Genomic DNA, 2,094 nt, shown 5'->3' with positions numbered 1-2,094 from the left:
TAGTATTATATAAAAATCTTATTATAATATAAGTGCATACTCTAAATTATAATGTATATTTTTATACATTAATGTTTATTTAAATACAATATACATTATCTTATTTTTAGTATTTAAATCTTTTTGAAATTGAAAGACATATTAAAAAATGGAATTTAAAATGAAAATATATGAAAATTATTAACCGAATTTAGTTATTTTTAAATAATTGTAGAAATAAAAAAGAAAATGATGAGTGAAAAAACAAATGATGGATTCTATGATTACAACCGTTTGGGAGACTTGCTATTTATTTTCCATAAGAATCATAAAACCTATTTCAACAATGCATTGGCAAAGTACGACTTGAACTTGATACAGGTACTGTGCATAGCCAGAATTTACAATGAGGAAAACCTGAATCAGAAAGACCTTTCAGATAGCCTTTACATTACAAAAGGAGCAATCACCAAAGCTATCAGGAAATTGGAATCCAATGGAATCATAATAAGGCAGCAGTCAAGCGAAGACAAAAGGCACAATATCTTAAAGTTATCCCAAAAAGGAAAGGATCTCATTCCAATTCTAGAAGAAATCAACAACGAATGGGAAGAGAAAATGGGATTGGATAAGTTAGATGATGAATTCTTCAAGACATTCATCGATTTGGCATTCAAATCTGCTGAATTGAATGATTTTGAATAAAATAGACTATTTTTTAAATTTTCTTCTAATAATTACAAGCAATTAAACTCTTTTTTTAAAAATCATTTATAAAATTTTAAATATTTAAAATCATAAAATAGTATACAAGTAAACTATATTTCATTTTTTTTAATTTTTTATTCCATATAGTTTATAATTTATATACTGGTGATAAAATGGATATTAAAAAAGTTGTTGTAGCTGGTGGAGGAGTACTCGGTAGTCAAATCGCTTATCAATCCGCTTTCTGTGGTTTTGATGTAACCGTATGGTTAAGAAGCGAAGGCTCAATTGAAAGAGCTAAACCAAAATTCGAAAGATTATTAGGCATCTACCTTAACTCTCTCGAAGCAATGAAAACCGATAAATCCGCATACTGCAGAGGATTCAGCAAAACTCCTGACCTTAGCGATGAAGAAATCAACGCATTGAAAGAACAAGCTCAAAAAGCATTCGACAGCTTAAAATTAACAACAAGCTATGAAGAAGCAGCAGAAGATGCAGACCTTGTAATTGAAGCAATTGCAGAAGACCCAGAACAAAAGATCCCATTCTATGAAGAATTGGCTAAATACTTACCTGAAAAGACAATTGTTGTAACCAACTCATCTACATTGCTCCCAAGCCAATTTGCAGAATACACTGGAAGACCTGAAAAGTATCTTGCTTTCCACTTTGCAAACAATATTTGGGCTCAAAACACTGCTGAAGTAATGGCACACCCTGGAACCGAACAACAATACTTCGATGCAATCGTTCAATATGCAGAAGACATCAACATGGTCCCAATTAAAGTATTGAAAGAACAACCAGGATACGTGCTCAACTCCTTGCTTGTACCATTCCTCTCTGCAGGACAAGCATTATGGGCAGAAGAAGTTGCAGACCCTGAAACAATTGACTTGACATGGAGACTTGCAACTGGTTCACCAAATGGACCATTCCAAATCTTAGACATTGTAGGTCTTGTAACTGCATACAATATCGGTATTATGGATCCTAGATCCCAAGACCCTAACACAACCCAAGGAAAAATAGCTAGAAAGCTTAAAGAAAAAATCGATAAGGGCGAAACCGGTATCAACGCAGGAAAAGGTTTCTACGAATACTAAATAACTGATTTCAGTTATTTTTAAATAATATTTAAATAAATGATGAAAATCATTTATTTTTTTCTTTTTTTATTTTGATTTATTCATTTTTCAATTAGATTTTCTAAACTTTTTAATCTCATTTTTTAAAGATTTATAAACTTTTTTGTCCGCCTTTTATTAATGATTTCTTAACTTTTTATAAAAAATTTAATAAAATATTTTAATTTATAATTTTTTTATAATTACTTAAAAAATTTTCAAGAAATTACCATTCCAAAGGTACTGTTTTATTAAACTGTCTTAAATTTTTCAATTA

The 2,094-nt window shown here is 29.9% G+C and carries 2 protein-coding genes; both read left to right on the top strand.

Annotated elements, in window-relative coordinates:
• The first annotated feature begins 231 nt into the window (after positions 1-231).
• On the top strand, positions 232-684 hold the full coding sequence (locus ACKI67_RS02135; protein WP_407461750.1) for a MarR family winged helix-turn-helix transcriptional regulator: 453 nt from the start codon (positions 232-234) through the stop codon (positions 682-684).
• A gap of 176 nt (positions 685-860) precedes the next feature.
• A complete protein-coding gene (locus tag ACKI67_RS02130; RefSeq protein ID WP_407461749.1) occupies positions 861-1,796 on the top strand; it encodes a 3-hydroxyacyl-CoA dehydrogenase in 936 nt (311 codons plus the stop codon).
• Positions 1,797-2,094: the final 298 nt, after the last annotated feature.

Origin of the sequence: Methanobrevibacter sp., assembly GCF_045577275.1 — an archaeon.
GTDB lineage: Archaea > Methanobacteriota > Methanobacteria > Methanobacteriales > Methanobacteriaceae > Methanobrevibacter.
Note: the sequence above shows the minus strand (reverse complement) of the source record. Positions and strands in the feature narration are given on the sequence as shown.

Coding starts and splice junctions, on each gene's coding strand:
- ACKI67_RS02135 (WP_407461750.1), top strand. CDS start 232: ATGAGTGAAAAAACAAATGATGGATTCTATGATTACAACCGTTTGGGA.
- ACKI67_RS02130 (WP_407461749.1), top strand. CDS start 861: ATGGATATTAAAAAAGTTGTTGTAGCTGGTGGAGGAGTACTCGGTAGT.